Origin of the sequence: Enterococcus sp. FR204 (assembly GCF_031143325.1) — a bacterium.
GTDB classification, from domain to species: Bacteria; Bacillota; Bacilli; order Lactobacillales; family Enterococcaceae; genus Enterococcus_B; species Enterococcus_B faecium.
On record NZ_JAKZIW010000013.1, the window covers coordinates 43,405 to 51,087 of the forward strand.

The 7,683-nt window shown below is 37.2% G+C and carries 8 protein-coding genes; 4 read left to right on the top strand and 4 right to left on the bottom strand.

Annotated features, from left to right (window positions below; all coding sequences use genetic code 11):
• The first annotated feature begins 37 nt into the window (after nucleotides 1-37).
• The gene (ade, locus tag RG571_RS05200; RefSeq protein WP_308947525.1) at nucleotides 38-1,792 is read left to right on the top strand and encodes an adenine deaminase; all 1,755 of its coding nucleotides are present in this window, start codon (nucleotides 38-40) and stop codon (nucleotides 1,790-1,792) included.
• Nucleotides 1,793-1,883: 91 nt separating this feature from the next.
• On the opposite strand, the gene trmB is transcribed toward ade, so the two are convergent.
• From trmB to RG571_RS05220, 4 genes are all read right to left on the bottom strand, one after another.
• Nucleotides 1,884-2,552 (bottom strand): tRNA (guanosine(46)-N7)-methyltransferase TrmB, encoded by a 669-nt coding sequence (trmB, locus tag RG571_RS05205; protein WP_002319186.1) that lies wholly within the window; start codon nucleotides 2,550-2,552, stop codon nucleotides 1,884-1,886.
• 69 nt (nucleotides 2,553-2,621) lie between these two features.
• Entirely contained in the window at nucleotides 2,622-3,404 is a 783-nt protein-coding gene (locus RG571_RS05210; protein WP_002286194.1) for a phosphotransferase family protein, read from the bottom strand.
• Nucleotides 3,405-3,607: 203 nt separating this feature from the next.
• A complete protein-coding gene (locus RG571_RS05215; protein ID WP_131774244.1) occupies nucleotides 3,608-4,819 on the bottom strand; it encodes an ABC transporter permease in 1,212 nt (403 codons plus the stop codon).
• Nucleotides 4,812-5,549 carry an ABC transporter ATP-binding protein gene (locus tag RG571_RS05220; protein WP_002319185.1) on the bottom strand — a complete coding sequence of 246 codons (738 nt, stop codon included), beginning with the start codon at nucleotides 5,547-5,549 and terminating at the stop codon, nucleotides 4,812-4,814. The genes RG571_RS05215 and RG571_RS05220 overlap by 8 nt, the downstream gene beginning before the upstream one ends.
• A gap of 137 nt (nucleotides 5,550-5,686) precedes the next feature.
• Between RG571_RS05220 and RG571_RS05225 the strand changes: the two genes are divergently transcribed.
• From RG571_RS05225 to RG571_RS05235, 3 genes are all read left to right on the top strand, one after another.
• Nucleotides 5,687-6,121, top strand: a complete 435-nt coding sequence (locus RG571_RS05225) for an HIT family protein (protein WP_002319184.1) — start codon at nucleotides 5,687-5,689, stop codon at nucleotides 6,119-6,121.
• Nucleotides 6,114-6,458, top strand: coding sequence for a YtxH domain-containing protein (locus RG571_RS05230; RefSeq protein WP_002319183.1), 345 nt, complete (start codon nucleotides 6,114-6,116; stop codon nucleotides 6,456-6,458). The genes RG571_RS05225 and RG571_RS05230 overlap by 8 nt, the downstream gene beginning before the upstream one ends.
• A 179-nt stretch (nucleotides 6,459-6,637) precedes the next feature.
• A complete protein-coding gene (locus tag RG571_RS05235) occupies nucleotides 6,638-7,648 on the top strand; it encodes a peptidylprolyl isomerase (protein ID WP_002319182.1) in 1,011 nt (336 codons plus the stop codon).
• Nucleotides 7,649-7,683: the final 35 nt, after the last annotated feature.

Here is a 7,683-nt window from a genome sequence, read left to right on the forward strand (position 1 = left end):
GTTATACTTATAAAAATTTATCTTGGGAGGCACTCCATTGGAAACAACATTAAGGAAATATATCGAAGTAGCAAGTAAAAAAAAGCCTGCTGACCTAGTGATCAAGCATGCTAAGATCGTCAACGTCTTTACGAAAGAAATCATGGAAAAAGATGTAGCAATCTGCGAAGGAGTGATCGTAGGAATCGGTGAATACGAAGGAAAAAGCGTACATAATGCTAATGGGCAATATCTAGTGCCAGGATTCATCGATGGCCATGTGCATATCGAAAGCTCACTTTTATCACCAAGCGAATTTTCAAAAGTATCCTTGCTTCATGGAGTTACTACTGTAGTGACAGATCCCCATGAAATAGGAAACATTGCTGGGAGTACAGGTCTTGAGTTTATGATAGAAGATGCAAGACAAACACTCATGAATATCTTTTTTATGCTACCTTCTTGTGTACCTGTAACCCCTTTTGAGACCAATGGTGCAAATTTAAATGCAAAAAAATTAGCCCCTTTTTTACAAAAACCCGAAGTTTTAGGCTTAGCTGAAGTCATGAACTATCAAGCAGTAGCAAATAATGAAACAGACATCCTAGAAAAGATCCAATTGATGCACCAGCATAAGAAAAAAATTGACGGGCATGCAGCTGGTATCGGCATGGAAGAGTTAAATGTTTATCCTGCAGCAGGTATTCGGACGGATCATGAAGCTACAACTGCAAAAGAAGCTAAAGAACGTTTGGATCTTGGTATGTATTTAATGGTTCGAGAAGGGACCGTTGCAAAAGATCTGGCATCGCTACTACCGGCGATCACACCTGAAAATTCAAGAAGATGCTTCTTTGTCACCGATGATAAACTGATCAATGATTTAGTAAAAGAAGGATCAATCGATCATATCGTCCGTCAAGCTATTGCACTTGGAATCGATCCATTACAAGCCATTCAGATGGCAACATTGAATGCAGCAGAATGTTTTGATTTGAAAACACTAGGTGCGATTGCCCCTGGGTATCAAGCTGATTTCTTCTTAACAGACGATCTTACCAAGCTGCCAATTCATGAAGTTTTCTATAAGGGAACATTAGTTGTTCAATCTGGGCAACTCCAAGACCATTTATTTGCTGATCATTCAAATTCATATACGTGTTGTCTGCCAAAACTAAACGCTCAACCATTAAATCCACATTCGTTAGAGCTGCTTCTTTCTTCTTCACAAGTCCATGTGATCGAAATTATCCCGAATAGTCTAGTGACTAAAGATTTGGTAGAAAAAGTGGACCGACAAGGCGAACGATTCATTCCTTCAATCGAAAAAGACCAATTAAAGATTGCGGTGATCGAGCGTCACCATCAAACGGGAAACATTGGATTAGGCATAGTGAAAGGATTTCAGCTGAAACAAGGAGCGATAGCGACAACGATTGCCCATGACTCGCATAATCTAGTTGTCGTTGGGACAAACGACGAGGATATGCTGTATGCTGCTAATCTTTTGATTCAAAAAGGTGGCGGGATGACCGTTGTCAACAAACAGCAGGAAATAGCTTGTGTTTCTCTTCCTATAGGCGGAATCATGACACAGGAACCTTTTTCAATCGTCTATGAACAGTTGAATGAATTAATAACTAAAGCACATCAACTAGGAGCAGCTAAAACCTTTGATCCTTTTTTGACACTTTCTTTCTTAACATTATCTGTCATACCCGAATTGAAGATCACCGACAAAGGATTATTTTCATTTTCTCGCTTCCAATTGATTCCACCTTGTGGAAAAACCGATGAAATAAATACATTTTAAATCAAATAAATCCCAGAAAATACATTACATCTGTAATGTTCATTTTCTGGGATTTATTTATGGATATTAATGTTTTTATGAAAGCAGAAAGTTAGTTTCGCAGACTTTTCTTTTTGGTCTTATCTTGAAATTGAGCTTCTACTCGATAAATACGTTGACCTTTTGAAGAAAATTTTTCTTCATACTCCGTCATAATATTGCCTTCAAATTGACTTTGATGTAAATCTAACCATACCTGTTTGAGGATCATGCCATATTGAGAAAAACTTGCCAGAGAATACTCAAACAATCCTTGATTATCTGTTTTGAAATGGATTTCTCCATTTGGACGAAGAATCTGTTCATCTACAGCAAGAAAAGTCTTATATGTCAATCGCCGTTTTTCATGACGTTTTTTTGGCCATGGATCGGAAAAATTCAGATAGATTTGATCTACTTCGCTGTCAGCGAAATACTTTGTCAACGCTGATCCATCCACATGTAGAAGTTTCAGGTTAGGAAGCGGTTGTTCGATCAACTTGTCTAGTGCAATCGAAACAACACTGACCTGCATTTCTACTCCAATATAATTGATTTCAGGATGGGCTTTTGCCATTCCAGTGATGAACTGGCCTTTCCCCATACCAATCTCAATGTGGATTGGATGATCGTTTTCAAACAATTCATTCCATTTTCCCTTCCACAATGTTGGATCACTAATTACAAAATTCGGGTGAGCCGCTAACATTTCCGCTGCTCCCGGACGATTTCGGACACGCATTATTTATCTCCATTCCTTTCCTCTAATTAAAAAGGTCTGGCCAAATCTCCGCAGAGTTTGGGCCAAACCTCAGCCACTGAAAATTCGTTTTAATTGTAAAATTTCTTCGTTCATCCGTCGATGATCTTCACGTTTGCAATATCTGGTGATTTCTTGGAGCAAATTCATGGCCGCATACCAATGAAATTTTTCAAGCATTTCGTCAGTCGGGCGTATGCCATAACTGATCAGCCACTGATTCCAGCTAGACAGTGGCACATAATTTCCTAAAATCGTTGCAATATCCACCGCAGGGTCTGCAAACATGATTGAATCCCAATCGACTAGATATAAATAATTTTTACATACTAACCAATTACGATGGTTTACATCTCCGTGTACTACTGATAAGTTTTCCTTATCTATTGACGGGATCTGCTCACGAAGAAAACGATGGACAATTTGCAGAAATTGATTTTTCTGGAGTTCTTCCGGTAATTCTTTTTCATATTTTTGCAGCATCTTCTCCGGCGTCATGACACGACCACCGATACGGGTCAGCATGGTTTTAAGAGAATTTGAATGATGTAAATGGTACAAAACATCAATCACGTCGTTTCTTTGACCAATCTCATTAGGAGTCAGCAAGCGACCTTCCAGCCACTCTTGTGCTGTCAAAGTATCGCCATTCCCCGTTCGTTTTGTCCAAACAAGTTTTGGTGTAATTCCTTCCCTTGAAAGAGCAGCCAACATCGGAGTCGTGTTTCGTTTAATAAAGACTTTGTCCTCATCACGCATGCCTATGTATGTTTTTCCTGTGTCGCCTTTGATGGGACGTAACCGCCACTCTTGGTCTAACTGAAACTCCATCATGCATTCTCCCGTCCTCTTACTCTTTGTTTTGCAGTACTTATTATTCTAGTCGCCTGAACACTACACGTCAAGCACATATACGTTCTTTTTCATTTAATTGCCATTCAAAAAACCAGCTTTTCTCAAAAAAAATAGAACGAACAGCATTCTTACTGTCAACGCTCTATTTTTCATTCTCATTTTTACCCTACACAGCTTTGTTTTCAGTCTGACATCTTCTTCAAACGAGTTGGTACATATAGTTTAACAAAGAGCATAGTAACAATCAAATAAGCCGCTAGCGGAACCCATCGCTGCTGCCCATCTAATACGACTGCAGCAATCAAACCAAAAATAACCGACGCGATAATTAATACCCATGTGAGTAGATGCTGAATCGCCTGCTTCTTCTGATTCTTATGGATTGGATAAAGCTGAATGAGAACCATATAGCGGAACTGGTTCGCTAAAGGTAACAGTTGGAAACCGATCAAATATAAAAATAAGAAACCGATAATCAGACTAAAATAAAAGTCGACTACTCCGGCAATCAATAACCCACCTATAATTACTAATCGGAAATAAAGACCACTAAAATCAGAACCTCTTGCCAATCTTCTTGCAAACAAGTAAAGATAAGTGTTTTTTGATTCTCTTTTAATATGAGTCAATATAGGATCCAAATAGCGTCTTCTTTTGATCTTTGCCGTAATTTCAGGAACATCTGTGAATAAATTGATAAATTGATAGATCTGATGCAACCTATGTTCTTCTACATGCACCATTTTCTCCCAATCCAATCCTTTTTCTTGTTGCTTCCACAAAAACCAGTAATATAGACTTGCCTGTACTAATGCACCTGCTATTCCTGCCCATATCAGCCAATAAAATGATAGAAACAAAAAGATCAGAGAAGAAAAAAACCAGCCTAATTTCCAATAACGAATAACTTGTTGATCTAGTCGAAACAATTCTGCTCTCTTGATTTGCAGATGACTGAATTTCAAACTCCATAATATGATCAGATAGACGAAAAACATCGAAAAGGATTGCTCCGTACTAACCACCACTAATGGCATGGCCAATCCGCATGCCAATATCAAAAAGATCAACGGAAAAATGCAAGAATAGCGAAAAGCTCGTTCCAAATAGGTTTGCATTTCTTTTTCTTTAGGAAGTAAAAAAACAATATCTGCTGCCTCTGCAAAAGTAGCCATCTTACCCACGAATAAACAGAGCATCCAAAATACAGAGATTATGAGCCCTCCAATTGCAAACGGTGGCTGCAGGGTTTTCAACCAATTAGAATAATATAATCCCACACCGCCAATCAAGAAAAGACAAACTAAAACAAAATGATCGTTCAATACATAACGCATATATTTCATCATTTTCTTTTGATGTCTTGCTAAACGTTTTTGAAAAAAACTACTCATGTACCTTCTCCTTTGTTAAAGCAATATAGATTTCGTCCAAAGAAGAATCCGGCAGCTGAAATTCTTTTCTCAACATCTCAAGAGAACCGTCTGCTCGTATCTCTCCGTTATGTAAGACCACAAAACGATCACAATATTTTTCTGCAGTAGCTAAAATATGCGTAGACATCAAAATACCGGCTCCTTCTTTTTTCATTTCTACCATCAATTCAAGCAATGCATTGATAGCTAGTGGATCCAAGCCTAAAAATGGTTCGTCGATGATATATAAAGAAGGCTCGATCAAAAAGGCGCATAAGATCATCACTTTCTGTTTCATTCCCTTTGAAAAATTAGCTGGGAACCAGTCAAGACGATTAGATAACCGAAAAGTCTCCAACAACTTTTCTGCTCTTTTCATTGCTGTATCCATAGGTATATCGTAGGCCATCGCAGTGACTTCTATATGTTCTCTCAATGTCAATTCTTCATATAAAGAAGGAGTCTCTGGAATATACCCAATTTGTTTGCGATATTCTTCCGTATTTTTCTTTAAGGATAGATGATTGATTTCTATCGTTCCTTTTGAAGCTTCCAGCAGACCGATAATGTGCTTGATGGTCGTACTTTTCCCTGCTCCGTTCAGTCCAATCAACCCTACTATCTCTCCAGGCTGTACATCGAAACTGATATCTTTTAACACAGGGAGATGTCCGTACCCCCCTGTGACATGATCGATAATTAAACTCATTCTTTTTCCTCCGCCATTTATTTTTATTTATTATACCACGAAGAAAATGACGGTATTTTGTTTTTTTCCTTACAATAGCTTTAACTTATGGTAAAGTTAAGCTGAAGTATTTATTCTTTATAGAAAGGATGTTTTATATGGAAAACTGTATTTTTTGCAAAATCATCAATCAAGAAATCCCAAGCTATAAAATATATGAAGACGACAAGGTCTATGCTTTTTTAGACATCTCTCAAGCAACGAAAGGACACACATTAGTTGTGCCTAAACGTCATGTAGCAGATATTTTTGAATATGATCCCGAACTTGCAGGAGAGGTTTTTTCACGTGTGCCTAAGATTGCTCAAGCATTGGAAAAAGCTTTTCCAGAAATGAAAGGTCTTAATATCTTGAATAACAACCGTGAACTAGCCTATCAATCTGTTTTTCATTCACATATCCATTTAGTCCCTCGCTACAGCAAAGAGGATGATTTTTCTATTCACTTTGGCAATCATCAAGATAGTTATGGATCGGAAGAACTAAAAGCTGTTCAAGAAACAATCGTAAAGCAGGTGTCCTGCGATGATTAAAAACTTTTTCAAAGGACTGTTATTTGGAGTTGCTGCTGGCACTGTCGGAGGTCTGTTATTGGCGCCCAGGAGCGGGAATGAAACAAGAAAGAAACTGATCGAAGAATTGGAAGAAGCAGCAACTCTGACAAACGATTTAAATAACAGCCTGAATCATTTTAAAAGCGCATTGATCGAAACAAAAGAAACAGCTGAATCTGTGATCCCTGCTTTCCAAGAAGCAATCAAAAAAGATATCGAAGATTTTAAATTCCAAGCTGAACCACGTATCACACAAATCAATGAACAAGTAGAAAAACTAAAAGCTGATCTGCCAGAGTATACTGAACAAATATAATAATGATTATTTTCTCAACAGATTTAACTATATAAGTGAGAAAAGTTTGCGTAATTCCTAGGAATGTGATGAAATTTTGAATTTTGTTTGAAACTACCACGACAACGTTTTTAAAGGAAATGGGATATGGTATAGTTAATATATAAAAATAATAACTAATTACAGGAGTGCAAATTTTAATGAAAAAAAAATCAATTATTTTGGCAGCTACTAGTGCGTTGGCTGTTTTAACTCTAGCAGCTTGTTCAGGCGATACTAATAAAGATATCGCAACGATGAAAGGCGGAACGATCACTGTATCTGATTTCTATGATGAAGCAAAACTTGAATCATCGAACCAATCCTTAGTACAACGGATGATCATTTATAAAGTATTCAATAACAAATATGGCGATAAAGTAACCGATAAGCAAGTGGATGCAGAATACGACAAACAAGCGAAATCATTAGGTGATACTTTTGAATCACAATTAGAAGCTGCTGGATATACGAAAGATACTTATAAAGAATATATTCGTAACAATTTAGCTTTTGAAGCTGGCTTGAAAGCTCACGTAGATATTACAGATGACGATTTGAAAACTGCTTGGAAATCTTTCCATCCAGAAGTAGAAGCACAAATCATCAAATTATCAAGTGAAGATGAAGCAAAAGATGTGAAAAAATCAGCGGATGATGGAGATGATTTCTCTAAATTAGCCAAAGACAAATCAACTGATACAGAGACAAAAGAAGATGGCGGTAAAGTTAAATTCGACTCAACGACAACAACTATTCCTGCAGAAGTAAAAGAAGCAGCTTTCAAATTGAAAGACGGTGAGATCTCCGATGTTATTACTACAACAAATCCTACTTCTTATGCGACAGAATACTACGTTGTCAAAATGGTGAAAAACCAAAATAAAGGCAATGACATGGATAAATACAAAGATCAACTAAAAGATATCGCTACTGAAATTAAACTAAGTGACAATGCATTCACAACTAAAGTAATCGGTGAAGAATTAAAAGATGCAAATGTAAAAATCAAAGATGATGCCTTTGAAAATGTGTTGAGTGCATTCACAACAACTTCATCAAGTACGAAAGACTCAAGTGAAACTACAGCTTCAACAAAGAGTTCTGACACAAAATCAACTGATTCAACAAAAGAATCTTCAACTAAAGAAACAACTGATTCATCAAAATAAAAGAAAACAAAAAAAGCGAAGACTTATGTCTCGCT